Below are 23,940 nucleotides of genomic sequence, written 5' to 3'. Positions count from 1 at the left end.
GGGGTTACTTCAGGTGGCGGTCCAGGAAGCGGCAGCCGTCTTCCAGTTCGAACCAGGGGGTGCCGGTGTGGCCGCCCAGGTTGGCGTGGAGGGTCTTCTCCTTCGTGCCGAAGGCGTCGAAGAGTTCCAGGGCCCGCTCGCGCGGGTTGCCCTCGTCGTCCCACTGCAGCAGGAACAGCAGCGGGATGGTGACCTGCCGGGCCTCCTCGCGCTGTGCGCGGGGCACGTAGCCCCCGGCGAAGAAACCGGCGGCCCTGATGCGGGGTTCGGCCACCGCCAGTCGGATGCCGAGGGCGGTCCAACCGCCGGAGTAGCCGACCGGGCCGCCGATGCCGGGGAGGGCGAGGAGGGCGTCCAGGGTGGTCCGCCATTCCGGGACCGCGTTCTCGACCAGGGGGCCGATCAGGGCCTCGAAGAGCTCGTCGACCGGTTCACCCGCCCGCATCGCCCGGCGGAGTTCGGTGCGGGCCTGCTCGTCGGCGGCGGAACGGGGCCGGTCGCCGCATCCGGCGGCGTCGATCGTGGCCACCGCGTAGCCGCGGGCCGCGGTGTACCGGGCGCGGGCCACCAGTCGGGGATCGGCCTTGGGCAGGCCGTTGTTGTGCGACATGAGGACCAGGGGGAGCGGCCCGGCGGATTCAGGGGTCCAGAGGGTGCCGGGGATCTCGCCGAGGGTGAATTCGCGTTCGAGGACGCCGTCGTCGAGGCGTCGTTCGGAGATGAAGTGCACGGTCGTGCCTTTCGGGAGTGCGCGTGAACGGCGCTCCCGGGCGACCTATCGCCCGACCGTGACCCCGGAGGAGAGCACCCATGTCGATACTGCGTTCACGGGTACCACCTCCTCGTTCTCTCGCACGGCCAACGGCAAGGTAGCAGTGGCCGGTGTGGTCCGCCAAAGGGTTTACCACGGCCGGAAGGCCCGGCCCCGTGCGGGGGACCGGGCCTTCCGGGAGGTGCGGGGCTTACGCCTCGAAGACCTCGTTGATCAGCTGCTGCTGCTCCGCCTGGTGGCGCTTCGCGGAGCCCACCGCCGGGGACGAGCCGTGCGGGCGCGAGATGCGCCGCAGGCGCTCGCCCGCCGGTACGTCCGCGCCGACCGCCAGGTCGAGGTGGTCGATCAGGTTCAGCGCGATGAACGGCCACGCGCCCTGGTTCGCCGGCTCCTCCTGGGCCCAGATGTACTTGGCCGCGTTCGGGAACTTGGCGATCTCCGCCTGGAGCTCCGCACCCGGGAGGGGGTAGAGGCGCTCGATGCGGATGATGGCGGTGTCCGTGATGCCGCGCTTCTCGCGCTCGGCCTCCAGGTCGTAGTAGACCTTGCCGGCGCAGAAGACGACCTTGCGGACCGCGTTCGGGTCCACGGTGCTGTCGCCGATGACCGGACGGAAGGAACCGGTCGTGAACTCCTCCGCCTTCGACGCCGCGGCCTTCAGGCGCAGCATCGACTTCGGGGTGAAGACGATGAGCGGCTTGTGGTGCGGGTTGTGGACCTGCCAGCGCAGCAGGTGGAAGTAGTTCGACGGCAGGGTCGGCATCGCGACCGTCATGTTGTCCTGCGCGCACATCTGCAGGAAGCGCTCGGGACGCGCGGACGAGTGGTCCGGGCCCTGGCCCTCGTAGCCGTGGGGCAGGAGCAGCGTGACGCCGGAGGTCTGGCCCCACTTCTGCTCGGCCGAGGAGATGAACTCGTCGACGACGGTCTGCGCGCCGTTGACGAAGTCACCGAACTGGGCCTCCCAGAGGACCAGCGCGTCCGGACGGGCCAGCGAGTAGCCGTACTCGAAGCCCATGGCCGCGTACTCGGAGAGCAGCGAGTCGTAGACGTTGTAGCGGGCCTGGTCGTCGGACAGGTAGAGCAGCGGGGTGTAGTCCTCGCCGGTCTCCCGGTCGATGAGGACCGCGTGGCGCTGGCCGAAGGTGCCGCGGCGGGAGTCCTGGCCGGACAGGCGGACCGGGGTGCCCTCCATCAGCAGCGAACCGAAGGCCAGGGTCTCGCCCATGCCCCAGTCGATGGTGCCCTCGTCGATCATCGCCGCGCGGCGCTGCAGCTGCGGCAGCAGACGCGGGTGGACGGTGACGCCCTCGGGGATGGTGACCTGGGACTCGGCGATCCGCTTGACGACGTCCTGCGAGATCGCGGTGTTCACGGCGACCGGGAAGACCGCGGACGTGGCCGGGCTGGCCGGGGAGGCGACCGCGGGCTGCGTGGCGGCCTCGCGGACCTCCGCGAAGACCTTCTCCAGCTGGCCCTGGAAGTCCTGGAGCGCCTGCTCGGCCTCTTCCAGCGTGATGTCGCCGCGACCGATGAGGGACTCGGTGTACAGCTTGCGCACCGAGCGCTTCTTGTCGATCAGGTCGTACATCAGCGGCTGCGTGAAGGCCGGGTTGTCGGACTCGTTGTGGCCGCGGCGGCGGTAGCAGATGAGGTCGATGACCACGTCCTTGTTGAACGCCTGGCGGAACTCGAAGGCCAGACGGGCCACGCGGACGACGGCCTCGGGGTCGTCGCCGTTCACGTGGAAGATCGGCGCCTCGATCATGCGGGCCACGTCGGTGGCGTACATCGAGGAACGCGAGGACTCCGGGGCGGCGGTGAAACCGACCTGGTTGTTGATGACCACGTGCACGGTGCCGCCGGTGCGGTAGCCGCGCAGCTGCGACATGTTCAGCGTCTCGGCGACGACGCCCTGGCCCGCGAAGGCCGCGTCGCCGTGGAGCGCGAGCGGGAGAACGGTGAAGTCCGTGCCGCCCTTGTTGATGACGTCCTGCTTGGCGCGGGCGACACCCTCCAGGACCGGGTCGACCGCCTCCAGGTGGGAGGGGTTCGCGACGAGCGAGACCTTGATCTGCTCGCCGTCGAGGCCGGTGAAGGTGCCCTCGGCGCCCAGGTGGTACTTGACGTCGCCGGAGCCGTGCATGGACTTCGGGTCGAGGTTGCCCTCGAACTCGCGGAAGATCTGCGCGTACGACTTGCCGACGATGTTCGCCAGGACGTTCAGGCGGCCGCGGTGGGCCATGCCGATGACGACCTCTTCGAGGCGGGCCTCGGCGGCCGAGTCGATGACGGCGTCGAGCAGCGGGATGACGGACTCGCCGCCCTCCAGGGAGAAGCGCTTCTGGCCGACGTACTTCGTCTGCAGGAAGGTCTCGAAGGCCTCGGCGGCGTTCAGGCGGCGCAGGATGCGCAGCTGCTCCTCGCGCTCCGGCTTGGTGTGCGGGCGCTCGATGCGGTCCTGGATCCAGCGGCGCTGCTTCGGGTCCTGGATGTGCATGAACTCGACGCCGGTGGTGCGGCAGTACGAGTCGCGCAGCACGCCGAGGATGTCGCGGAGCTTCATCATCGACTTGCCGGAGAAGCCGCCGACGGCGAACTCGCGCTCCAGGTCCCACAGGGTGAGCCCGTGCTCGGTGATGTCGAGGTCGGGGTGCTTGCGCTGCTTGTACTCCAGCGGGTCGGTGTCGGCCATGACGTGGCCGCGGACCCGGTAGGAGTGGATCAGCTCGAAGACGCGGGCGGCCTTCGTGACGTCGTCGTCGTGGCTGGCGTCGATGTCACGGTTCCAGCGGACCGGCTCGTACGGGATGCGCAGCGACTCGAAGACGGAGTCGTAGAAGTCGTTCTCGCCGAGGAGCAGGTTCGCGACGATGCGCAGGAACTCGCCGGAGGCCGCGCCCTGGATGACCCGGTGGTCGTAGGTCGAGGTCAGGGTCATGACCTTGGAGATGCCCAGCTTGTTCAGGGTGTCCTGCGAGGTGCCCTGGAACTCGGCGGGGTAGTCCATGGAGCCGACGCCCATGATGACGGACTGTCCGGGCATCAGGCGGGGCACGGAGTGGACGGTGCCCAGGCCGCCGGGGTTGGTGAGGGAGCAGGTGACGCCGGTGAAGTCGTCCATCGTCAGCTTGCCGACGCGGGCGCGGCGGACGATGTCCTCGTAGGCCTGCCAGAACTCGAAGAAGTTGAGGGTCTCGGCCTTCTTGATGCCGGCGACGACGAGCTGGCGGTCGCCGTTGGGCTTCACCAGGTCGATGGCGAGGCCGAAGTTCACGTGGTCGGGCTTGACCAGGGTCGGCTTGCCGTCCTTCTCCGCGAAGGAGTGGTTCATCGACGGCATGGCCTTGATGGCCTGGACCATCGCGTAGCCGATGAGGTGCGTGAAGGAGATCTTCCCGCCCCGGGCCCGCTTCAGGTGGTTGTTGATGACGATGCGGTTGTCGAACAGGAGCTTCACCGGGACGGCGCGGACGGACGTGGCCGTCGGTACGTCGAGGGAGGCGTTCATGTTCTTCGCCACGGCAGCCGCCGGGCCGCGGAGCGTCACCAGCTCGGGGCCCGCGGGGGCCTCGGTGGAGGGCGCGGCCTTCTGCGGGGCTACGGAGGCGGGGGCGGGCGCGGCCGGTGCGGCGGCCGGGGCCTGGGAGGTGACAGTCACAGCAGGGGCACCAGAGGGGATGGCAGGAGCAGGGGCAGGAGCTGACACAGGCGGAGGAGTCGGCGTCGCGGTGGGCGCGGGCGCGGCGTCCGCCGCCCCCGTGGCGGCGTCGGCGACCTGCGGGGTCCCGGCGGCGGTGGCGGCCTGTGCGGAGGCGCCGTCCGTCGGCGTGGACTTCTCGGAACCGGCCGACGTCACCGGAGCGGCAGCGCCCCCCGGCTTGTAGTCGGCGAAGAAGTCCCACCAGGCCCGGTCGACCGACTGCGGGTCCTGGAGGTACTGCTGATAGATCTCGTCGACGAGCCACTCATTGGCGCCGAAGCCTGAGGCAGGGTTCTTCCCGCCCTCTGCTGCTTCGGTCGTGGTGCTCGAGTTACTGGGGGACTGTGGCGACACGGCGGCAACCGCCCTCTTCCGCTTCACAAGGTATGGACAGCGGGAATAAAGGCTACGCCTCCTCGGCCGCTGCATGCAGGCCGGGCGGGACTTACGTCGCGCAGGTCACACCGAACGGCGGGTTTCGTGACATGGAATGGCGGGAAACCAGCCTGGTTCGGGTAGGGGGCACCGAGGTTGCGGCCCCCTTGGCTTCGCACCCCTGACGGACCCCGGGTACGTGTGGCCGAGATCATGTCCTTCCCAGTCGAACCCTACGTCAACCCGGCACCTATGAGCTGCCCGGAAGCGTGACGAGGATGCGGCAGCCGCGTGACGATTCGGCCACCCCGATCCGGCCGCCGTGCAGCTCCACGGCCCACCGGGCGATCGCCAGGCCCAGCCCGGTGCCCCCGTCGCCGCCCCGGGCGCTTCCCCGGTTGAACCGCTCGAAGACCCGGTGGCGCTCGGCCTCCGGGATGCCGGGGCCCTCGTCGCGGACCTCCAGCACCAGACCGCCGGGCGCCTCGCCGGCCCGGGCCCGGACGGTGACCCGGCCGTGCGGTGGGCTGTGCTTGACGGCGTTGTCGATCAGATTGGCCACCACCTGGTGCAGGCGTTCGGCGTCGGCGTACGCACACAGTTCCGGCGGGAACACGTCCAGGTGCAGGTGCACGTCGTTGCGGGTGTGCCCGCCGGATCCGGAGAGCAGCCCCGGCCGGCCGGCCGCGGCCAGCCCGGACTCCTTCAGCACCCCGGACAGGTACGGCCACACCTCGAAGCGGCGGGCCTTCAGCGGCACCACGCCGTTGTCCACCCGGGACAGGTCCAGCAGGGTCTCGACGAGCCGGCCGAGGCGCTCGGTCTGCTTCAGCATGGTGCGCATGGTCTCGGGGTCGGCGGCCGAGACGCCGTCGACGACGTTCTCCAGCACGGCCCGCAGCGCGGCGATCGGGGTGCGCAGCTCGTGCGAGACGTTGGCGACGAGCTCCTTGCGGTGCTGGTCCACGGCCTCCAGGTCGTCCGCCATGAGGTTGATCGTGGAGGCGAGGTCGCCCAGCTCGTCGCGGCGTCCGGCGCCCCGTACCCGGCGCGTGTAGTCGCCGTGGGAGATCGCCCGGGCCACCGTGGTCATGTCGTCCAGCGGTGCCGTCAGGCTGTGCGCGACGAACTGGGTGATCAGCATCGAGGCGATCACCGAGAAGACGGTGATGAAGCGCAGCTCGGTGTCGGTGCGCAGGGCCACCAGCAGCAGACCGGTGGTGATGAAGACCGAGACGACCACGAGCGTGCCGAGCTTGGTCTTGATCGAGAAAGGCGAGAAGGGCCGCAGCCCTCCGGTGGGACGCTGGCGCTGCCCCTCCACCCGGCGGTTCACGGCTGGGCCGGGGTCTCCAGGGCGTACCCGACGCCGTGGACGGTACGGATCCGCTCGGCGCCGATCTTGCGCCGCAGGGCCTTGATGTGGCTGTCGACCGTACGGGTCCCGGACGCGTCGGCCCAGTCCCAGACCTCCGCCAGCAGCTGTTCCCGGGAGAGCACGGCCCGGGGGGTGCCGGCCAGGCACACCAGCAGGTCGAACTCGGTCGGGGTCAGGTGGACGTCCTCGGTCTGCACCCGGACCCGGCGTTGGGCGTGGTCGATCTCCAGGTCGCCCAGGCGCAGGGTGGCGCCGCGCGGGGTGTGCGCGGCGATGGTGGCCCGCTCCACGCGCCGCAGCAGTACGTGGACCCGCGCGGCCAGCTCGCGCATGGAGAACGGCTTGGTCATGTAGTCGTCGGCACCGACGCCCAGGCCGACCAGCATGTCCGTCTCGTCGTCCCGGGCGGTGAGCATCAGCACCGGGACCGGGCGCTGGGCCTGGACCCGGCGGCAGACCTCCAGCCCGTCGAAGCCCGGCAGCATGACGTCGAGGACGAGCAGCTCGGGCAGCCAGGTCTCCGCCGCGGCGACGGCCGCGGGGCCGTCGGTGGCCGTCTGTACCTGGAAGCCCTCGGCGCGCAGCCGGGCCGCGATGGCCTCGGCGATGGTGCGGTCGTCCTCGACGACGAGCACACGCCGCTGGGCGCCGGGGGTTGCCGCGGCGCCGGTGTGGGTGGTGTGTGTCTGTTCCATGTCCGCCCCTGAAGATCCCGCTGAATGGGGTGCAGCGTAGAGGAGGCTCCCGCCTGCGGCTACGTGGGGTTCGGACACGGCATATGCGCTGGACCTCAGCAAATGGAATGGGTTGTACCGGGTGTCGGACCCCCCGCCGGACCGGCACCCGGCGGCTGTGGCGGTCAGCTGCCCCACCGGCTGTGACCTCGTCGGATCCCTCTTGGAGGGGACCTACAAGGCCAGTCCGTGACGGTGGGGGAAGACCGGGTCGTGAGTGTCGTTCGGCACATCGGGCCGGGAGGCCGCCGAGGCGGCCCCGGAACGGGGCGGCTCGGAACGGGGCGGCTCGAAGCTCGTCCGGCCCGTGGTGTCGGCGCGGCCGGCGGCCAGGTCGAGGAGGGCCGCGTCCGAGGCGCCGTGGTCGGCGGTCAGGGGGCGTGGACGTGCCCGCCCGGCTGCGCGGCTCGCCTGGACCGGCTGCTGCGCAAGCTCAGCGCCCCGTGAACGGCGGCAGCGCCCCCGCCACCCGCTCCAGGGCCGGCGGCAGGGACCCCTGCTCGCCCGCGACCTCGTACCCGCCGTGCGCGAAGGTGTAGAAGAAGCCGTCGTAAATCTTGGGACCGCCCGTGGCGATCCTGGGCAGCCGGGCGAAGTCCGCCTCCCGGAGCGCCGTGCGCAGAGCCGCCAGCTCCTGCTCCGACAGCTTTCCGGTGCCCTCCGGCCGCGCCTTCCCGTCCGTCCGGGACCACGAGCCGTCGCCCTTCACGACCAGGGTGTGGGTCTCGCCGGCGAAGCCCCCGGTGCGGGTGACCCGGACGAGGGTCTCACCGGGGACGGGGACCGCGCCGCCGCTCGCACTCGCACTCGTGCTGGGGGTCGTGCTCGGGCTCGGGGTGGGGCTGGGACCGGCGCCGCCCGCAGCGGCGCTCGTGCTCGTACCCGCGCTCGGCGGCGCGTCGTCACCGCCACCGGAACCGGACGGTCCGCACCCCGCCAGGGCCACCGCAGCCACAACTACCGCCACCACCGCCCGGAACGTGCGCACACCCACCTCCGCAGACACTCCCGTCCACCCCCGAGTATGGAGTCCGCACCCCCGATCCGACAGCGTTCCGACAGCTCCAGGAGGCCGCCATCCGCCGCATCGCGCCCTGGCGCACGCTGCCGCCGCTGCTCGCCGCGGCCCTCGGCCTCTGGGGCCTGGAGCGGGGCGGCAGCATGTGGCGCGACGAGTCCGTCACCTGGCAGGTGGCGCACCGCTCGCCCGGCGGGATACGCGACCTCCTCGGCCAGGTCGACGCCGTGCACGGCCTCTACTACGTCCTCATGCACGGCGTGTTCCAGGCCTGGGACGGCGGCCTGTGGGCGCTGCGGCTGCCCTCCGTCGTCGCCACCGCCCTCGCCGCCGCGGGAGTGGCCGCCGTCGCCCACCGGCTCGTCGGGGAGCGGGCCGCGCTCGTCGCCGGCTGCGTGTACGCCGTACTGCCGCCCGTGCAGACGTACGCCCAGGAAGGCCGCTCCTACGCGCTGGTCGCGGCCGCCGTGGTGTGGGCGACGTACCTGATGCTGTGCCGGCGCTGGGCGGCCTACACCGTCGTGCTCCTGATCGGCTGCTGGCTGCACGAGTTCGCCGCGCTCGCGCTGCTCGCCCACGCCTTCACCGCCCGGCACTCCCGCGGCTGGCGGACCGGCGCCGCGACCGTCGTCGTCCTGCTGCTCCCGCTCGCCGCGGTGAGCGTGCGCCAGGCACACCAGCAGCTCGGCTGGCTGGGCCGGCCGAGCTGGCAGGACTGGGCCGCGTACGCCGTGGTCGGCGCCGCCTCCCTGCTGCTCGCGCGGGGCGCCCCGAAGGACCTCGTACGGGTGGCGCTGCCCCTCGTGCTGCTGCCGCCCGGACTGCTGATGGTGATCTCGCTGATCAACCCCTGGTACGTCGACCGGTACGTGCTCTACGCACTGGCCGGTCCCGCCCTGCTGGCCGGCACACGGCTGGCCGGTGCCCGCGGATGGCGGCCGTGGACCGCCGCGGTCGCCGTCCTCGTGCCGTTCGGCCTGTGGTCGGCGTGGCTGCGCACCCCGGAGAGCCGCAAGGACGACGTGCTCGCGGTGGCCGCCGCAGTCCGGGAACGGGCCCGCCCCGGCGACGCGGTGGTCTTCATGCCCTCCCGCAGGCGCGAGTGGCTGCTGTCCTCGCCCGACGTCTACGCGGGCCTGAGCGACCCCGCCCTCGCCGCCTCCCCGGCCGCCTCGCACAGCCTCCAGGGCACCGAGCGGTCCCCGGAACGGATCCGCGCGGCCCTCCTCGCGGCGCCCCGGGTGATCGCCCTGCTGGACCCGGAGGGCGAACCGCTGGACCCGTACCCGCGCGAGGCGGTCAAGCGGGAGGTGCTCGCCGGGTCGTTCGACCTATGCTCCGTCACCGGCGTGCGGGGCGCCCGCATCGCCGTCTACGCCCGCCCGGGAAGCTGCCCCGCCGCCCCGTGACGACCGGCACACCCCCTGGACCAGCCGGCCCCGCCGCCCGGACGGGGGGCGGGCGTACGGCCGGTGGGGGCGCACCGCAGGATGGGGGCGACCGCGTCGCACAGCCGGCGGCCGCACCCGTCCTGCCGGGCGGGCGCGGCCGGCCGAGCCCTCAGGAGGTGCTGCCGTATGCCCACGTCCGACCACCCCGCGTCCCGCCCGGCCGGCCCCGTGCCGCCCGGCCCGCTGGTCGGGGCCGACTGGCTGGCCGCCCGGCTCGGCGCCCCCGCACTGGTCGTCCTCGACGCCTCCGTCGGCGCCCACCGCGCCGCGGCCCGGCGGATCCCGGGGGCCCGCCCCTTCGACCTCGACGGGGCCCTCTCCGACCACACCGCTCCCGTACCCCACACCATGCCCGGGCCCGACGGCTTCACCGAGGCGCTGCGCTCCCTCGGCGTCGACGACACCGACACCGTCGTCGTCTACGACGGCGCCGGCGTCTACTCCAGCGCCCGCGCCCGGTGGATGCTGCGCGCCATGGGCTTCGACCGGGCCGCCGTCCTCGACGGGGGACTGCCCGCCTGGACGGCCGCCGGCCTGCCCGTCGAGACCGCCGCCCCGGCGTACGCGGGCCCGCGCGGCTCCTTCACCGCCCGGCCGCGCCCGGGGCTGTTCGTCGACGCCGAGGCCGTCACAGCTGCCCTGGCGGACCCGGCCGCGGCCGTCCTCGACGCCCGTACCCGTGAACGCTTCGAGGGCACCGCCCCCGAACCCCGGCCCGGCCTGCGCGGCGGTCACATGCCCGGCGCCGTCAGCCTGCCGTTCGGTGAACTCCAGCGCCCCGACGGCCGGATGCGCCCGGTCCGCGAACTCCGCGCCGCCTTCGAGGCGGCGACGGGCGGCCGCGAACGCCTCCGCTTCAGCTGCGGCTCCGGGGTGACCGCCTGCGTACTGGCCCTCGGCGCCGAACTCTCCGGCTACCGGGACCTGGCGGTGTACGACGGCTCCTGGAGCGAATGGGGCCTGCCCTCGCCGCGGCCGGTCGTCACCGGACCGGGCGCGGGAGGGGGCGTCACGCCGCTGACGGCCGGAGCCGACCGGCCGTCAGCCGAAGACGACGGAGCGCACCTTCAGGCGCTCTGACGCCATGCCGGTGTGCGGCCGCAGCCGGAAGGAGGGCCCCTCGCAGTCGGTGCCGGCGAAGACGGTGGCCCAGGCGTCGGTGCGGTTGCGCGGCGAGTGCCCGGGCTCGGGGTTCTCCTGGCCGACCCCGGGGAGGGTGAAGCACTGGTCGTCCGCCGGGTCGTTGAGGAAGCCGGTGGCCTCGTAGCCCTCGACGGTCACGTACTCGTAGAGGAACCGCCCCGAGGCGGCGGAGGCGGAGGCCGGTACGGCGATGAGGAGCAGGGCGGCGCCGAGGGCGGCGGTGAAGGCGGAGCGGAGACGCATCAGCTGGTCTTTCTGCGGGTGGGGACGTTGCCGCAGCCACCCCTGCCCGGACGGCGGCCCCGCATCCACGCGTCACGCGTACGGATGAGGAGGAAACGACCCTGCTCGGCCCGAACGGCCGAAGCCCGCCCGGCGCGCCGGATCCGACGCGCCCCGGGCCCACCCGCCCGGCCCGGGCCCGGGGGACAACCCGACACCGGATCCGGGTACCGGCACCATCGGCCGTACGGTCCGCGCGCCGCAGGATCGGAACATGACTTCCTCCACCACGGCGGCCCGGGCCGCGCGCACCGCCGCCGTCTCCCTCACCGCGGGCCTCGCCCTCGCCGGATGCTCCCTCGTCGACGGGCCGCGCAGGACGGCGAGCGCCGACACCACGGTCACCGAGGCGGTCACCGCAGTCGAACTGACCGGCACCCGGTCCGGATCGATCGAGATCATCCCGGGGTCCGGTCCCGGCGTCACCGTCCGCCGTACCGTCCACTACCGCGGCGCCGCCCCGACGCCCGGCCAGCAGGTCAGCGGGGGCGTGCTCACCTTCGCACCCGGCTGCCCGGGCCGCTGCTCCATCGACTACCGGCTGGAGGTGCCCGCCTCCGCGAAGGTCACCCTGGAGAGCGGCAGCGGCCGGATCAGCGTGCGGGGCGTGGCCGCCGCCGAGGTGGAGTCCGCTTCCGGCGACGTCCGGGCCGAGGACATCGCCGGCCCGCTGACGATCCGTACGAGTTCGGGCGCGGTCACCGCCACCGGGCTGGCCGGCCCGGACGCGTCGGTGCGCTCCGAGTCGGGCGACGCGCGCCTGGACTTCGCGAAGGCCCCCGACTCGGTGCTCGCCGAGACCACCTCCGGCGACGTCAGCCTCAGGGTGCCGGCGGCCCCCTACCGGCTCGCGGTCTCCACCACCTCCGGCGACCGCACCGTCTCCCTCCCCGATGACGCCGCGGCCCCCTCCCGCATCACGGTGAAGACCACCTCCGGCGACGTCCGCATCTCACCGGCGACCGGCTGACGGACACCGGCCCGTGATGCGGCCGGGGCGTGTTCGCCCCCGGCGAACGGGGATGGGGGAACATCGGCAGGCGCAGATGCATTGAGTCGGCATAGCTCAACTTCACTGCCGGAGGGAAGATCATGGCTTCGACGTCCGTAACGCTCACCCTGCCCGTGCTGCCGCTCGACGACGAGGTCGTGCTGCCCGGAATGGTCGTACCGCTGGACCTGTCCGACGCCGAGGTGCGCGGAGCCGTCGAGGCCGCCCAGGCCGCGGCGGGCAGCGGCAAGCCCCGGGTGCTGCTCGTGCCGCGCGTCGACGGGAAGTACGCCGCCACCGGTGTGCTCGGAACCGTCGAGCAGGTCGGCCGGCTCTCCGGCGGCGACCCCGGCGCCCTCATCCGCGGCCTCGGGCGCGTCCGTATCGGCGCCGGCACCACCGGGCCCGGAGCGGCCCTCTGGGTCGAGGGCGAGACCGTGGACGAGACCGTCCCCGAGCCGCTGCCCGGCGCCGTCGCCGAGCTGGTCAAGGAGTACAAGGCGCTCGCCACCAGCTGGCTCAAGAAGCGCGGGGCCTGGCAGGTCGTGGACCGTGTCCAGCAGATCGAAGGGGTCGCCGCCCTCGCCGACAACTCCGGCTACTCGCCCTTCCTGACGGTCGAGCAGAAGGTCGAACTGCTGGAGACCGCCGACCCCGTGGCCCGCCTCAAGCTCGCCGTCAAGGCCCTCAGCGACCACCTCGCCGAGCAGGACGTCGCCGAGTCCATCGCCAAGGACGTCCAGGACGGCGTCGACAAGCAGCAGCGCGAATTCCTGCTGCGCCGCCAGCTGGAGGCCGTGCGCAAGGAACTGCGCGAGCTGAACGGCGAGAAGGACGGCGAGGAGTCCGACGACTACCGCGCCCGCGTCGAGGCCGCCGACCTCCCCGAGAAGGTCCGCGAGGCCGCGCTCAAGGAGGTCGACAAGCTGGAGCGGTCCAGCGACCAGAGCCCCGAGGGCTCCTGGATCCGCACCTGGCTCGACACCGTCCTCGAACTGCCCTGGAACGAACGCACCGAGGACCAGTACGACATCCAGGGCGCCCGGGCCGTCCTGGACGCCGAACACGCCGGCCTCGGCGACGTCAAGGACCGCATCACCGAGTACCTGGCCGTCCGCAAGCGCCGCAGCGAACGCGGCATGGGCGTCATCGGCGGCCGCCGCGGCGGCGCCGTCCTCGCGCTCGTCGGCCCGCCCGGCGTCGGAAAGACCTCCCTCGGCGAGTCCGTGGCCCACGCCATGGGCCGCAAGTTCGTCCGCGTCGCCCTCGGCGGCGTCCGGGACGAGGCCGAGATCCGCGGTCACCGCCGGACCTACGTCGGCGCCCTGCCCGGCCGCATCGTCCGGGCGATCAAGGAGGCCGGGTCCATGAACCCCGTCGTGCTCCTCGACGAGATCGACAAGGTCGGCTCCGACTTCCGCGGCGACCCCGCGGCCGCCCTCCTGGAAGTCCTCGACCCCGCCCAGAACCACACCTTCCGGGACCACTACCTGGAGGTCGAACTCGACCTGAGCGACGTCGTCTTCCTGGCCACCGCCAACGTCCTGGAAGCCATCCCCGAGGCGCTCGCCGACCGCATGGAACTCGTCCGCCTCGACGGCTACACCGAGGACGAGAAGGTCGTCATCGCCCGCGACCACCTGCTGCCCCGCCAGCTGGAACGCGCCGGGCTCGCCGCCGACGAGGTCGTCCTGGAGGAGGACGCCCTGCGCAAGCTGGCCGGGGAGTACACCCGCGAAGCGGGCGTACGCACCCTGGAACGGTCCATCGCACGCCTCCTGCGCAAGATCGCCGCCCAGCACGAGCTGGGCGAGCGCGAACTCCCCTCCCGCATCGGCGCCGACGGCCTGCGGGCCCTGATCGGACGCCCGCACCACGTGCCGGAGTCCGCCCAGGACCCGGCCGAGCGGCGCACCGCCGTCCCCGGCGTCGCCACCGGCCTCGCGGTGACCGGCGCGGGCGGCGACGTGCTCTTCGTGGAGGCCTCACTGGCCGACCCGGAGACGGGCGCCGCCGGACTGACCCTCACCGGCCAGCTCGGCGACGTCATGAAGGAATCGGCGCAGATCGCGCTGAGCTTCCTGCGCTCCCACGGCGCCGAACTGGAACTGCCCGTCGCCGACCTCAAGGACCGGGGCGTGCACATCCACTTCCCGGCCGGCGCGGTGCCCAAGGACGGCCCCAGCGCGGGCATCACGATGACCACCGCCCTCGCCTCGCTGCTCTCCGGCCGACAGGTCCGCACGGACGTGGCCATGACCGGCGAGGTCTCGCTGACCGGGCGGGTCCTGCCGATCGGCGGGGTCAAGCAGAAGCTGCTCGCCGCCCATCGGGCGGGCCTGACCACCGTCATCATCCCCAAGCGCAACGAGGCCGACCTGGACGACGTCCCGGCCGAGGTGCTGGAAGGCCTGGAGGTGCACCCGGTGACCGACGTGCGCCAGGTGCTGGAGCTCGCCCTGGACGGGGCACGGGTGCAGGTCACGGCCGCCGCCTGACCCCCCGCCGGAACTCACGCTCCGGCCCCGGACGGCCCGGGTCCCCGCTCCGGCGGGGCCCCGGGCCGTCCGCGTACCCGCTGCGAAATACTGGCCCCCACCCACCGGGGTGCCACACATCGAAGAAGGAGCGGGACGTGCACGGGAGTGAAGACCAGGAGTTCCTTGCCCTGGAGCGGGAGCTGTCCGTCTTCCTCCGGCGGGCCCGCGCCTCATCCGGGGAGATGGCCCGCGAGCTGCACCCGGAGCTGGAGCCCGCCGCGTATGGGCTCCTCGTACGCCTGGAAGCGGCGGGCCGGCAGCGGGCCACCGACCTCGCCGCCTACTTCGGCGTCGGCAAGGCCACCATGAGCCGGCAGCTGCGGGCCCTGGAGGTCCTGGGCCTGGTGGCCCGCGAACAGGACCCCGCCGACGGCCGGGCCTTCCTCGTCGGGCTCACCGAGGAGGGCCGCGAGCGCTTCCTGCGGGTACGGGGCGCACGGCGCGAGCAGTACATGCGCAAGCTCGCCGGATGGGACCGCGGAGAGGTCGCGGAACTGGCCCGCCTGCTGCACCAGTTGAACGCGGGCGGCGAGTAACGCCCCCTCGGGCGCCGTGGTGCCCCGGAGCAACGGCCTGTCGTGCACGGTGGTGCCCCGGGGTGACGGCTCCTCGGCGCCCGTCACGCCTCAGAGTTCCGCGTAGACCGCCGAGGCGTCGTCGTGCCGCTTGTACCGGGCCGACGGGCGGTCCCGGTCCGACTCCAGCGCGCGGACCCGGCCGATCAGGCCCTCCGCGCCCTCCTTGCGCAGCACCGCCAGGCACTCGGCCCAGTCACCCTCCCCGAACGTGTCCGTCCACCGGCTCGCCCCGTCCGTGAGCGCGGCCACCGCCCGCACCCGGGCACGCGGGGTGCGCCCGGTGAGCGCACGGGCCGCCACCGACGGGTCCGCTGCCGCCGTGAAGAAGCCGCCCTCGGCGTTGCGCAGGGCGTCCGTCGCCGCCACCGAGCGCAGCACCTCCCGCGGCACCCGGTCCAGCCGGTCGTCCAGCACCGCCGACACCTCGCCGCCGGGCGCCTGGAGGAGCAGCACGGAGTCCGAGAGCACCAGGTGCTCCACGTACGCCCCGTCCCAGCGGACGAGGACCACCGTCGCCTGCGGGGTGCGCACGTGAGAAAGGTCACACGTGTCGCGGTGGGCCTCGGCCGTGGCGCGCACGGACTCGGCCAGGACGCGGTCCAGCGGCATGTCCCGGAGTGATCCGGACAGTTCGGTCAATCGGCCGCCGAGGCGGGCCACGAACCACGGCACGCCGTGCACGCACCCGTCACCGCCCGCGGGCGGGGTGACCCCGTCCAGGACCACCAGGACCCCGCCGCCCGAAGCGGTCGCCGACGCCGACACCCAGTCCTCATTGGGGCGTTCCTGACTGCCGGGGGCCGTGGCGAGGTCGATGCGCATACGGACATTCTGCCCGGCGGGCGTCCGCGGACCCGGGAGGGAACGGGCCGCGGGAGACGGCGGACGGCCCCCGCGCACCGGACGTCCGGGCCCCGGCCCGGCAAGGCCCCGACGCGGGGCGGCCGATGTGGGCGGGGCATACTGCCAAAGGCCGCATCGATCTTTCAACCACCTGTCCACGGAGGCGCTCCGGGGCCCGGTGTCCGAGTTGGTCGCCAACTCATCCGTGATGTTCACTCGTTCGAGTGGCCGGGTGGGCGATGTGCGGCTCTCTTCCCAACACGCTGCAAAGGTCTGAGGCGGTACGAGGGGGCAGGGGGCGTTTACTTGTTGACCGGCCGTTACCTCGGCCACACGAGTAGACGAGCACAAGCACACGTACAGGATTGCGAGCACCGGTGCAGAAGAAGCGGTCTCGGAAGAACGGCACCGCCGCCGAAGGCCCGGCCCCCGCAGGACGCCGCGTCCGCGTGCGCAGCCGGCTGGTCGTCGGCGTCGCCGTCGCAGGACTCGCCGTCCTCGCGGCCGGCACCCCCGCCGTCGTCACCGCCGCGAGGGAACTGAACGACTCCCAGCGGCTGGTCACCCTCGCGGAGCAGACCGGCCAGATCCTCACCCTCACGCACGTCCTCGCCGACGAGCGCGACGCAGTGGTCGAATACGCCGCCAAGGGCCGCCCCGGCGCCGCCAAGGCCGGCCTCCAGGACCGCGTCCAGCGCACCGACCGGCAGATCGCCGAGGCCGCCGCCGAGGTCGACGAGCCCCTCGCCCTGGCCCTCGCCCGCGTCGGAGCCGTTCGTACCGAGGCCATCGACGGCAAGGGCACCGCCCTCGCCGCCCACCAGGCCTACACCGGCGTCATCACCGAACTCCTCGCCCCCGGTGCCCGGCTCGCCGAGCTGACCCCGCCGCGCGCCGAGGCCGCCCTCGCCACCACCCGCCCGCTCGCCCCCCTGGGCCAGGCCGTGGACCAGGCCTCCGCCACCCGCGGACTGCTCCTCGGGGCGCTGGCCGTGCCCCGCGGTGAACAGTCCCCCGGCTCCGCCACGGTCGACGAACTCACCACCGCCGCCCAGCGCACCCGCGTACGGGAGCAGGCCGCCCTCGACGACTTCACCCGGGTCGCGCGGCCCGACGTACGCCAGACCCTCACCGCCACCGTCACCGGCCCCGAGGTCAAGGCGGCCGACGACTACCTCAAGCGGCTCACCGACCGGCCCACCCTGACCACGCCCGACCGCAAGACCGACGGCGCCGCCGTCGGCGCCGCGCTCACGGCCCGCATCGACCGGATGCGCACCGTCGAATCCACCCTCGCCGGGCAGCGCGCCTCCGCCCTCGCCTCCCTGCGCGACGACGACGTCACCCGCCTGGAGATCCTGGTCGCCCTGCTGGGCCTGCTCTTCCTCGGCACCGTCGGCTTCTCCACCGCCGTCGCCCGCTCGCTCACCCGCCCGCTGTCGGTCCTGCGGCGCGGCGCGGAACGGCTCGCCACCCCCGAGGGCTCGGTCGAGCCGGTGCGGTTCACCGGCCGCAACGACGAGTTCGCCGAGGTCGTCCGGCACCTGAACGCCGTACGCGACCAGACGGTCTCCCTGCACACCCGGATCGCCGGACTCGACGCCGACCGGCGCCGCATCATCGGCCGCAACGAAGCCCTCGCCTCCGGCCGGGAAGTCCTCGAAGAGGAGCTGACCAAGCTGCGCGCCGGGCTCGAAGAGCACCGCCGCAACATGTCGACCACCTCCGTCTCGCTGTCGCTGCGCACGCTCGGCCTGGTGGAACGCCAGCTCGCCGTCATCGAGGAGCTGGAGTCCAAGGAGCAGGACCCGGACCGGCTCGCGACCCTCTTCAAGCTCGACCACCTGGCGACCGTCATGCGCCGCCACAACGAGAACCTGCTGGTCCTCGCCGGGCAGGAACACGGCCACGGGCAGGGGCTGCCGGTGGCGCTGGTCGACGTGATGCGGGCCGCCGTCAGCGAGATCGAGCGCTACGAGCGCGTCGACCTCGCGGCGCTTCCCTCGTACACGCAGGTCGCCGGGCACGCCGCCGACGACATCTCGCACGTCCTGGCCGAACTGCTGGAGAACGCGACGACGTTCTCGCCGCCGGACGTCAAGGTGAAGGTGTCGGGCTGGACCCTGGACTCCGGCGACGTGGTGCTCTCCGTCGTCGACGAGGGCATCGGCGTCACCGACGACCGCCTCGAAGCGCTCAACGCCCGGCTGTCCACGCCCGAGGCGTACGACGAGGAGCCCGAGGAGGAGCACGGCCTCGGCCTCGGCCTGTACGTGGCCGGCCGGCTCGCGGCACGGCACGGGGTCACCGCGGAGCTGCGCGGCGCGCGGCACGGGGGCACCGAGGCCCTCGTCGTCATCCCGGCGACGCTGCTGCCCGCCACCCCGCCGGCCTCGCCCGTCCACACGCTGGCCGTACCGGGCGCGCCCTCGCTGCAGCTGCCCGGCGTGATAGCGGAGGCCAACCAGAACACCCTGCCCGCCCGCCCGCGCGGCGCCCACGCCGCCCCGGAGGCCGAGGCCCCGGCCCCGGCCGCCGTCCCGGTGGAGCCGGTCACCCCGGTCACCCTGGCCGAGGCGCTGGCGCCCGCCGATCCGGAACCGGCCCCCGCCGAGCCGACCACGGACACCCTGGCGACGGACGAAGCCGCCCAGCCGGCCCCGCCCGCGGATCAGGCCGTCACGACGACCCCGCCCGCTGATCAGGCCGCCACGACGACCCCGCCCGCGGATCAGGCCGTCACGACGCCCCCGCCCGCGGACGCCCCTCCGGCGGAGCAGGTGTTCACCGCCGCCCCGCCCGCGGACGCCCTTCCGGCGGAGCAAGCCGTCACGGCGACCCCGCCCGCGGAGCCCCCGGCCGCCGACGCCCCTCCGGCGGAGCAGGTGTTCACCGCCGCCCCGCCCGCGGACGCCCCTCCGGCGGAGCAGGCCCTCACCGCCGAGCCCCCCGCAGGGGACCCGGCAGGGGACCCGGCGGGGGACACGGCCCGGGACCACGCCCACACCCCCGCCGAGGCCGACTGGCTGCCCCGCCAGGGCAGCCACCCCGCCGACCCGTCCGACAGCCGTGGCGGCGGCGGCCCCGTCACCGACAAGGGCCTGCCGAAGCGGACCCCGCGCACCGTCGCCGCCCCGCGCACGGAGGACGTACGACCCCAGCCGCCGCACCGGGTCGACGCCGAGGAACTGCGGCGCCGACTCGGGGGCTTCTACCAGGGAGCCCAGGACGGCCGCCGCGTCGTCGCCGCCGAGCTCGCGCAGGACCGGGAGCCGGACCGGGGACCGGGACCGGGACCGGGACCGGGACCGGGACAGAGCAAAACCGACCAGGGGGACACCGCACAGGAGGCACGAACATGACCGCGCCCAGTACGTACGGACTGAGCACCCAGGCCCGCAACCTGCAGTGGCTGCTGACCGACCTGGTCGAGGAGGTGCCCGGCGTCAACTCCGTCGCCGTCGTCTCCTCGGACGGGCTGCTGCTCCTGTCCTCCGACCCGGCAACGGGCGGCGCGGGCGAACCACAGGCGACGCCGCGGCCCAAGGGCCCACGGGGAGCGTCCGCCGACCTCGCCACCATCGTCTCCGGCCTCGGCAGCCTCACCACGGGGGCGGCCGCCCTCATGGAGTTCGGCGCCGTCAAGCAGACCATGGTGGCCATGGAGCACGGCTCCGTCTTCGTCATGGCCATCAGCGACGGCTCCCTCCTGGGCGTGCACGCCACGCCCGACTGCGACATGAGCGTCGTCGCCTACCACATGGCCCTGTTCGTCGGCCGCGCCGGCCACGTCCTGACCCCCGAAGTCCGCAGCGAGCTGCGCCAGTCGATGGAGAACACCCCGTGAGGAGACCGGCCGCCGACCGACTCCCGATACGCGGAGCCGACCGCCGTCCCGCCCGCGTCCGCCCGTACTCCCTGACGGGCGGCCGGACACGGTTCACCCAGGTCCTGCACGTCGAGACCTTCGTCGCCGCCCTGGACACCAAGGCGTCCGCGCCGCAAAAGCCCGACCGCATGCCCGAGATGCCCGCCATCGTCGAGGTGTGCCGCCGCATGCGCACGATCGCCGAGATCGCCGCACTGCTGAAACTGCCGCTCGGTGTCGTCCGCGTCCTCGTCAGCGACCTCGCCGACCAGGGCAGGATCCGCGTCTACACGACGGGCCACGGCACCGGCCGGCCCGAACGCGCGCTGCTGGAAAGGGTGCTCGGTGGCCTTCGCCGTCTCTGACAACCCCGTGATCGACGACGAACCGGCCCAGCCCTGGCAGTACGACCGCTCCCGCGCGCCCGTCGCCGTGAAGGTGCTGGTCGCGGGCGGCTTCGGCGTCGGCAAGACCACCTTCGTCTCCTCCGTCTCCGAGATCACCCCGCTGCGCACCGAAGCGGTGATGACCCAGGCCAGCGTCCCGACCGACGACCTGACCGGCACCCCGGAGAAGCACACCACCACCGTCGCCATGGACTTCGGCCGCATCACCCTCGCCGACGACCTCGTCCTCTACGTGTACGGGACCCCGGGCCAGGAACGCTTCTGGTTCATGTGGGACGACCTGGTGCGCGGAGCCATCGGCGGCCTCGTCATGGCCGACACCCGCCGGCTGCGCGACTGCTTCCCCGCCCTCGACTACTTCGAGAGCAGCGGGCTGCCGTACGCCGTCGCCGTCAACCACTTCGAGGGCTCGCACGCGTACGAGCCCGAGGACGTGCGCGAAGCCCTCAGCGTCCCGCCGCACGTACCCGTCGTGATCATGGACGCGCGCGAGCGCCGGACGGTGATCGAATCCCTGCTGGCGCTGGTGGGCCACGCCCTCGACAGCACTCCCGAAGAGAGGACTTGAGAGATGCGCAGGATACTCGTCGTCGGAGCCGGCCAGTCCGGTCTCCAGCTCGCCCTCGGACTGCAGTCCAAGGGGTACGAGGTCACCCTCATGTCCAACCGGACCGCGGACGAGATCCGCACCGGACGGGTGATGTCCACGCAGTGCATGTTCGACAGCGCCCTCCAGCACGAGCGCGACCTCGGGATCAACTTCTGGGAGCAGCAGGCGCCGAAGATCGAGGGCCTCGGCGTCTCGGTCGCCGCCCCCGACGGCAGCCGCCCCGTCGACTGGCTCGGCCGGCTCAAGGGCTACGCGCAGTCCGTGGACCAGCGCGTGAAGATGGCCGGGTGGCTCGACACCTTCGCGCAGCGCGGCGGGCAGCTCGTCATCCACGGCGCGTCCGTCGCCGACCTCGACTACTTCTCCCGCACCTACGACCTGGTGCTGGTGGCCGCCGGCAAGGGCGAGCTGGTGTCGATGTTCGGACGGGACGCGGCACGCTCCCCGTACGACACCCCGCAGCGCGCGCTGGCCGTCGCGTACGTGCACGGGCTCGGTCCGCGCCCCGAGCACCCGGAGACGGAAGCGGTCCGCTGCAACCTGGTCCCCGGCGTCGGTGAGCTGTTCGTCATGCCGACCCTGACGACCTCGGGGCGGGCGGACATCCTCTTCTGGGAAGGCATCCCCGGCGGCCCGCTGGACGTCTTCAACGGTGTCAAGGACCCGGCGGAGCACCTCGCGCTCACGCTGGGACTGATGGAGAAGTACACGCCGTGGGAGTACGCCCGCGCGACGAAGGTGGAGCTGACCGACGCGGGCGGCACGCTCGCCGGCCGCTACGCGCCGGTCGTCCGCAACCCGATCGGCCGCCTCCCCGGCGGCGGGCTCGTCCTCGGTGTGGCCGACGTCGTCGTCGCCAACGACCCGATCACGGGGCAGGGCTCGAACTCCGCCTCCAAGTGCGCGGCCTCGTACCTCTCCTCGATCCTCATGCACGGCGACAAGCCGTTCGACGAGGCGTGGATGAAGGCGACCTTCGACAAGTACTGGTTCACCACGGGCAAGCCCGTGACCCAGTGGACGAACGCGATGCTCGGCGTGCCGCCGGAGCACGTGCTCGGCCTGATCGGCGCGGCCGGGCAGCTCCAGCCGGTGGCGAATCGATTCGCCAATGGCTTCGACAACCCGGCCGACTTCGACGCGTACTTCTACGACCCCGAGGACGCGGCCGACTACCTCGCCGAGGTCGCCTCGGCCGAGGGTGCCTCCTCCGCGGAGTAACCGGCGTCGTCCCCCGCCGCCGCGCCCGAGGACTCCGGCAGCGGTGGCGGGGCGAACTCCGCGAGCGGCGTCCCGTCCGGGTCCGGCCGTACCGCCCCGAGCAGCGGGTTCGCCGCGACCGGCGAGACCTTCACGACGGACCCCGGCCGCGGCGCCTGGATCACCTTGCCGTCACCGACGTACAGGCCCACGTGCGTGGCCTTCGGGAAGTACACCACCAGGTCACCCGGCCGCAGCTGGTCCAGCGGCACCCTCGGCAGCCGCGCCCACTGCTCCTGACTGGTCCGAGGGATCGTCCGGCCCGCATGCGCCCAGGCCTGCGAGGTGAGACCGGAGCAGTCGAAGGAGCCGGGTCCCTCGGCGCCCCAGACGTACGGCTTCCCGATCTGGGCCGCCGCGTAGCGCAGGGCCTCCCCGCCGGCGGCCGTCGGCGTGCCCGTACGCGTGGGCAGCGCCCCCGAGGCCACCAGGTCCCGCTGCGCCGCCGCGGTCTTCTCCTCCTCGCGCGCCCCGAGCCGGGCGAGCTGGTCCGGAGTCAGCGAGGCCAGCAGCCGCTCGACCTGCTTGAGCTGGGAGGCGACCTCCTCCTTCTGCGCCTTCTGCCGTTCGGCCAGCGTCTGCCGGGTGTCCAGGGCCTTGCGGGCCCGTACGGCCAGGGCGTCGGCAGCCTTCTCGCCCTTCGCGAGGCGCCTCAGCGCCGCCGCCCGGCGGGCGCCCTCACGGGCGGCGAGCCGACGCTGCTCCAGGGCCGCCTGCGGGTTCCCGGCCAGCAGCATCCGCGCGTAGGGGGACAGGCCCCGGCTGCCCTGGTACTGCTCGCGGGCGAGCCGCCCGGCGAGGGCCCGCTCGGAGTCGAGGGCCGTACGGGCCCGGCCCAGCTCCGCGGTGCGCAGCCGCTCCTCCTGCCGGCCCGCCTCCAGGGCGTCCTCCGTGGTCTTGTACGCCTCGGAAGCCTCCTCCGCCTTCTGGTAAAGGCCCTGCAGGCGGGTGAGCAGCGCGCCCACGTTCTCCCCGTCGGGCAGACCGGGCTCGGCGCCCGCGTCCTGGACGGGTCCGGCGACGAGGAGCGCTACGGCGACACAGGCAGCGCGAAGCCCCCGATATGACATGGGATCACCTCCGAGAGCGCGATGCTCCCACGCCCGGTATGACAAATCGCCCAACGGAGTCGGCCGGTCGCCCCGGGCCACCCGGTTGGGGGGCCCGGAATCCCACCCCCGCGGCCCCACCCCCTGGGCCGGTGGTTGCCCACCCGCCTCTGCCGGTGTCGGGGGCGGAGGGCGGTTGCTTGCGGGTCGGGATGCGGTGGGCGGGACTTCGGCAGGGCGGCATCAGAGACGTCCTGGGGTTTCCCGTCAGTCCCATCGTCTTCCGTGTCGGGCCGGCCCCTCAAGGGCGCTCCCTGCGGTCGCGTCACTTCGTGATGGCCTTCGGCCACCCTTGACCGCCCGTCCCGCCACGGAAAATCCGAGGACTGCCAGGAAGCCCCCAGAAGAACGGGCCGGGCGTTCCGTTCCAGGGACGGGCGGTCGGAGAAGCCGGGCGGGGTCAGGGGTGCGCATCAATTCGCTACGCGCTCCTGCCAGACGGCGTCCGCAGGCCTCTGGGGCTGGGCATAAGCCGCCATCGATCGCTACGCGCTCCTGCCAGACGGCGTCCGACCCTTGCTCGTGGCCGGGAAGGGCGAATGGGTGGGCGGGACGACGATCCATCGGCCCAGCCGATGCCCGCCCGGGTCAAGGTGATGAGGGGACCCCACACGCTGGTGCATATAGGGGTAATCGGGGCGTATTGCAATCCTTCCGAGGCATGCACCCGCCCAGACATGGACTGGCATCACCTCGGCCGTCATTGGACGTCACGCCATCCGTGAAGAGCGCCCAGCGGTCGATGGCGGCCGTCGTCCCTTTTTGGCGGACAGGTTCTTTGTGTTGGCCGGCCTACAGCCTTTTCGTACTCGGCTGTGCGGCATGAAACCTCCGCCCTTCTTACGCTGTGCATGATGAATCTACCTTCGAGTGCGGGG

The 23,940-nt window shown here is 73.1% G+C and carries 19 protein-coding genes; 11 read left to right on the top strand and 8 right to left on the bottom strand.

Annotated features, from left to right (window positions below; translation table 11 throughout):
• Window positions 1-4: 4 nt before the first annotated feature.
• The 4 genes from AC2RP6_RS14830 to AC2RP6_RS14815 all read right to left on the bottom strand — a co-directional run bounded on the left by AC2RP6_RS14830 (window position 5) and on the right by AC2RP6_RS14815 (window position 6,923).
• Window positions 5-730, bottom strand: coding sequence for a dienelactone hydrolase family protein (locus tag AC2RP6_RS14830; RefSeq protein ID WP_486446639.1), 726 nt, complete (start codon window positions 728-730; stop codon window positions 5-7).
• A 232-nt stretch (window positions 731-962) separates the two neighbouring features.
• Window positions 963-4,829, bottom strand: coding sequence for a multifunctional oxoglutarate decarboxylase/oxoglutarate dehydrogenase thiamine pyrophosphate-binding subunit/dihydrolipoyllysine-residue succinyltransferase subunit (locus AC2RP6_RS14825; protein WP_486446638.1), 3,867 nt, complete (start codon window positions 4,827-4,829; stop codon window positions 963-965).
• A 271-nt stretch (window positions 4,830-5,100) separates the two neighbouring features.
• Window positions 5,101-6,174, bottom strand: coding sequence for a HAMP domain-containing sensor histidine kinase (locus AC2RP6_RS14820; protein WP_486450340.1), 1,074 nt, complete (start codon window positions 6,172-6,174; stop codon window positions 5,101-5,103).
• 8 nt (window positions 6,175-6,182) lie between these two features.
• Complete coding sequence (locus AC2RP6_RS14815) at window positions 6,183-6,923, bottom strand: response regulator transcription factor (RefSeq protein WP_400740260.1); 741 nt, start codon at window positions 6,921-6,923, stop codon at window positions 6,183-6,185.
• Window positions 6,924-7,175: 252 nt separating this feature from the next.
• Between AC2RP6_RS14815 and AC2RP6_RS14810 the strand changes: the two genes are divergently transcribed.
• Window positions 7,176-7,409 carry a hypothetical protein gene (locus AC2RP6_RS14810; protein ID WP_486446637.1) on the top strand — a complete coding sequence of 78 codons (234 nt, stop codon included), beginning with the start codon at window positions 7,176-7,178 and terminating at the stop codon, window positions 7,407-7,409.
• Here AC2RP6_RS14810 and AC2RP6_RS14805 read toward each other — a convergent pair.
• The gene (locus tag AC2RP6_RS14805) at window positions 7,396-7,950 is read right to left on the bottom strand and encodes a hypothetical protein (protein ID WP_486446636.1); all 555 of its coding nucleotides are present in this window, start codon (window positions 7,948-7,950) and stop codon (window positions 7,396-7,398) included. The two genes, AC2RP6_RS14810 and AC2RP6_RS14805, sit on opposite strands and share 14 nt — an antisense overlap.
• A 173-nt stretch (window positions 7,951-8,123) precedes the next feature.
• Between AC2RP6_RS14805 and AC2RP6_RS14800 the strand changes: the two genes are divergently transcribed.
• Together AC2RP6_RS14800 and AC2RP6_RS14795 are read left to right on the top strand one after the other, a co-directional pair.
• The gene (locus AC2RP6_RS14800) at window positions 8,124-9,389 is read left to right on the top strand and encodes a glycosyltransferase family 39 protein (protein ID WP_486446635.1); all 1,266 of its coding nucleotides are present in this window, start codon (window positions 8,124-8,126) and stop codon (window positions 9,387-9,389) included.
• Window positions 9,390-9,557: 168 nt separating this feature from the next.
• Window positions 9,558-10,511, top strand: coding sequence for a sulfurtransferase (locus AC2RP6_RS14795; RefSeq protein WP_486446634.1), 954 nt, complete (start codon window positions 9,558-9,560; stop codon window positions 10,509-10,511).
• On the opposite strand, the gene AC2RP6_RS14790 is transcribed toward AC2RP6_RS14795, so the two are convergent.
• Window positions 10,473-10,817 (bottom strand): hypothetical protein, encoded by a 345-nt coding sequence (locus AC2RP6_RS14790; RefSeq protein ID WP_486446633.1) that lies wholly within the window; start codon window positions 10,815-10,817, stop codon window positions 10,473-10,475. The two genes, AC2RP6_RS14795 and AC2RP6_RS14790, sit on opposite strands and share 39 nt — an antisense overlap.
• 253 nt (window positions 10,818-11,070) lie before the next feature.
• Between AC2RP6_RS14790 and AC2RP6_RS14785 the strand changes: the two genes are divergently transcribed.
• From AC2RP6_RS14785 to AC2RP6_RS14775, 3 genes are all read left to right on the top strand, one after another.
• Window positions 11,071-11,826, top strand: a complete 756-nt coding sequence (locus AC2RP6_RS14785; protein WP_486446632.1) for a DUF4097 family beta strand repeat-containing protein — start codon at window positions 11,071-11,073, stop codon at window positions 11,824-11,826.
• A 122-nt stretch (window positions 11,827-11,948) separates the two neighbouring features.
• Window positions 11,949-14,345, top strand: coding sequence for an endopeptidase La (gene lon, locus AC2RP6_RS14780; RefSeq protein ID WP_486446631.1), 2,397 nt, complete (start codon window positions 11,949-11,951; stop codon window positions 14,343-14,345).
• A gap of 137 nt (window positions 14,346-14,482) precedes the next feature.
• Window positions 14,483-14,923 (top strand): MarR family winged helix-turn-helix transcriptional regulator, encoded by a 441-nt coding sequence (locus tag AC2RP6_RS14775; protein WP_030775170.1) that lies wholly within the window; start codon window positions 14,483-14,485, stop codon window positions 14,921-14,923.
• Window positions 14,924-15,013: 90 nt separating this feature from the next.
• Here AC2RP6_RS14775 and AC2RP6_RS14770 read toward each other — a convergent pair whose 3' ends face one another.
• On the bottom strand, window positions 15,014-15,787 hold the full coding sequence (locus tag AC2RP6_RS14770; protein ID WP_486446630.1) for a protein phosphatase 2C domain-containing protein: 774 nt from the start codon (window positions 15,785-15,787) through the stop codon (window positions 15,014-15,016).
• A gap of 398 nt (window positions 15,788-16,185) precedes the next feature.
• Here AC2RP6_RS14770 and AC2RP6_RS14765 point away from each other — a divergent pair, with 398 nt between their 5' ends.
• Genes AC2RP6_RS14765 through AC2RP6_RS14745 form a run of 5 tightly spaced genes read left to right on the top strand, consistent with a single transcriptional unit; the run spans window position 16,186 to window position 21,914 of the window.
• On the top strand, window positions 16,186-19,170 hold the full coding sequence (locus tag AC2RP6_RS14765; protein WP_486446629.1) for a sensor histidine kinase: 2,985 nt from the start codon (window positions 16,186-16,188) through the stop codon (window positions 19,168-19,170).
• Complete coding sequence (locus tag AC2RP6_RS14760) at window positions 19,167-19,655, top strand: roadblock/LC7 domain-containing protein (RefSeq protein ID WP_486446628.1); 489 nt, start codon at window positions 19,167-19,169, stop codon at window positions 19,653-19,655. The genes AC2RP6_RS14765 and AC2RP6_RS14760 overlap by 4 nt, the downstream gene beginning before the upstream one ends.
• A complete protein-coding gene (locus AC2RP6_RS14755) occupies window positions 19,652-20,041 on the top strand; it encodes a DUF742 domain-containing protein (protein WP_486446627.1) in 390 nt (129 codons plus the stop codon). Before AC2RP6_RS14760 ends, AC2RP6_RS14755 begins: the two co-directional genes overlap by 4 nt.
• Window positions 20,022-20,651 carry a GTP-binding protein gene (locus AC2RP6_RS14750; RefSeq protein WP_486446626.1) on the top strand — a complete coding sequence of 210 codons (630 nt, stop codon included), beginning with the start codon at window positions 20,022-20,024 and terminating at the stop codon, window positions 20,649-20,651. The genes AC2RP6_RS14755 and AC2RP6_RS14750 overlap by 20 nt, the downstream gene beginning before the upstream one ends.
• A gap of 3 nt (window positions 20,652-20,654) precedes the next feature.
• Window positions 20,655-21,914: a styrene monooxygenase/indole monooxygenase family protein gene (locus tag AC2RP6_RS14745; RefSeq protein ID WP_486446625.1), complete on the top strand. Its 1,260-nt coding sequence runs from the start codon at window positions 20,655-20,657 to the stop codon at window positions 21,912-21,914.
• Here AC2RP6_RS14745 and AC2RP6_RS14740 read toward each other — a convergent pair.
• Entirely contained in the window at window positions 21,866-23,023 is a 1,158-nt protein-coding gene (locus tag AC2RP6_RS14740) for a C40 family peptidase (RefSeq protein ID WP_486446624.1), read from the bottom strand. The two genes, AC2RP6_RS14745 and AC2RP6_RS14740, sit on opposite strands and share 49 nt — an antisense overlap.
• Window positions 23,024-23,940: the final 917 nt, after the last annotated feature.

This window comes from Streptomyces sp. WAC03905, assembly GCF_057371075.1.
This window is presented reverse-complemented; position numbering and strand designations above follow the sequence as displayed.

Bases quoted from the DNA above. Each gene is read 5' to 3' on its own strand.
- AC2RP6_RS14800 (WP_486446635.1), top strand. From the start codon at position 8,124: ATGTGGCGCGACGAGTCCGTCACCTGGCAGGTGGCGCACCGCTCGCCC.
- AC2RP6_RS14745 (WP_486446625.1), top strand. From the start codon at position 20,655: ATGCGCAGGATACTCGTCGTCGGAGCCGGCCAGTCCGGTCTCCAGCTC.
- AC2RP6_RS14740 (WP_486446624.1), bottom strand. From the start codon at position 23,023: ATGTCATATCGGGGGCTTCGCGCTGCCTGTGTCGCCGTAGCGCTCCTC.
- AC2RP6_RS14795 (WP_486446634.1), top strand. From the start codon at position 9,558: ATGCCCACGTCCGACCACCCCGCGTCCCGCCCGGCCGGCCCCGTGCCG.
- AC2RP6_RS14785 (WP_486446632.1), top strand. From the start codon at position 11,071: ATGACTTCCTCCACCACGGCGGCCCGGGCCGCGCGCACCGCCGCCGTC.
- AC2RP6_RS14815 (WP_400740260.1), bottom strand. From the start codon at position 6,923: ATGGAACAGACACACACCACCCACACCGGCGCCGCGGCAACCCCCGGC.
- AC2RP6_RS14790 (WP_486446633.1), bottom strand. From the start codon at position 10,817: ATGCGTCTCCGCTCCGCCTTCACCGCCGCCCTCGGCGCCGCCCTGCTC.
- AC2RP6_RS14760 (WP_486446628.1), top strand. From the start codon at position 19,167: ATGACCGCGCCCAGTACGTACGGACTGAGCACCCAGGCCCGCAACCTG.
- lon (WP_486446631.1), top strand. From the start codon at position 11,949: ATGGCTTCGACGTCCGTAACGCTCACCCTGCCCGTGCTGCCGCTCGAC.
- AC2RP6_RS14770 (WP_486446630.1), bottom strand. From the start codon at position 15,787: ATGCGCATCGACCTCGCCACGGCCCCCGGCAGTCAGGAACGCCCCAAT.